Origin of the sequence: Falsibacillus pallidus (genome assembly GCF_003350505.1) — a bacterium.
Lineage (GTDB): Bacteria > Bacillota > Bacilli > Bacillales > DSM-25281 > Falsibacillus > Falsibacillus pallidus.
Map to the genome: position 1 here is coordinate 1 of NZ_QQAY01000038.1, position 1,575 is coordinate 1,575.

1 protein-coding gene is annotated in these 1,575 nt (G+C 39.2%); it reads right to left on the reverse strand.

Annotated features, from left to right (window positions below):
* Window positions 1–132 precede the first annotated feature (132 nt).
* Window positions 133–1,494, reverse strand: a complete 1,362-nt coding sequence (locus DFR59_RS19925) for an IS4 family transposase (RefSeq protein WP_114747416.1) — start codon at window positions 1,492–1,494, stop codon at window positions 133–135.
* Between the last annotated feature and the right edge of the window lie 81 nt (window positions 1,495–1,575).

Below are 1,575 nucleotides of genomic sequence, written 5' to 3' on the forward strand. Positions count from 1 at the left end.
TTAACAAGAAAAAATAGGTACGTAAACCAGTGATAGTAAGAAAACCCTATGACTATTCAAAATTTTTCCATATATAGACGACTTGAATGAAAGCTTCCCTTGTATTTTTTTAAAAACATTACTCCTAAACTATTATGAGAGCGTCTGTTTATAGCTTAGTTGAAGGATATCAAAGACACTGGAATGATTGAACCGATGGTCCTTACGGCCATTCCTATATATGGATTCATAAATACTGACGACAATATCCATAATCGATTTTGTCCTGTAGGACAAGGAATAGGCTAAGGGAGTCATTCCCTCTTGAGCTATATTGATGCTTTTATATTCACTACATTCAAGCCTTTCTTTCCGATAGAGATAGTATCTACACTGAAAAGCAAGCATGGTGGAGAGGAATATTCGAATCAAAGTACCGTACAAATGACATTCCATTCGTTCTTGTTTCATCTCTTTGATTTCATGAATTTGAAAGAGAGACTTCCAAGTCTTAAAAAGGATTTCAATTTGCCACCTTAAGGAATAAAGGGAGTACATCATTTGAGCTTCCATCAAATCCTGTGGTATATTGGTGACCAAGATTTGAATAGAGTTTCTTTGTTTGGCAGATTGGGTGGGCTTCCCTTTCTGCCCCTTTTTTTGTAAAAGGGCATCTCGTTTTTTTTGTTGGTCGCGGGTGAGCTTTTGTATAATCACCCTTGCCATCAATGGCCTTTTCGTCCATTTTCCAACTCGGAGAGATGGGAATTCAATGACTTCTCCAGGTGGAACCTTCTTGATTTCTTCTAAGGGTTCAATCTTTATCCATCCCCCTTCATTGTCCTGTTTCCATAGTGTTGTATTGGCTGGAATCCTAGAAAGATAATAAGCTCCTTTTTGATGAATCCCAATGAGATTCTCGGCGGAATAATACCCGATATCCCTTAGGCATAGATCACCTGGCTGAAGGTGGTTTTCAGATGCCGATGCCGACTTACGATCACTGGAGGTTCCGGGATCAATGGCGGTTTGAAATAGCTGGCCCTTATACAATTCATATTCTAGTTGTATCTTGACCCCGGACCCATGAGATCCAGGATACATGGAGTAATCACCTGGCAACTGGAAGGAAGTCGAATCCTTAATGAGAATGCGGGAAAATAAACGTTCTAATTCCAAAGGATGCGTAAATCCTTCTTGTTCAGCCACAAGTGAGAAAAAAAGCCGTTTGAGAAAACTCACAGCGTTGGGTGTAAATCGTTGATCTAGCCCTTGTTTGGACAGGTGAGTAAAAGAAAAAGTCGATAAGGTAGCGCATAAGGTGGATAAACTTTCACTGCCAACGGACTTATCTAATAATGTACATAGCAGAAAAAAATCTTCTGGTCTAAATTTACGCAGCCTTTTCACAAAACCCGTCTCTTTTGCCAAATCGCGAATAGTTGGGACAGAAATTAACTGATTTAGACTTTTGGCTAGGGGACGAATATCATTACGAAAATCCATAAAAGTCATCCTTTCATAAAGATTTCTTTATGGAAGGATAACGGATTTCACCCAATATTTACACCTTTTCGCTTAACTTGACGGCTATGG

Excerpts from the sequence above, each read along its gene's own strand:
- DFR59_RS19925 (WP_114747416.1), bottom strand. The coding sequence starts at position 1,494 with ATGACTTTTATGGATTTTCGTAATGATATTCGTCCCCTAGCCAAAAGT.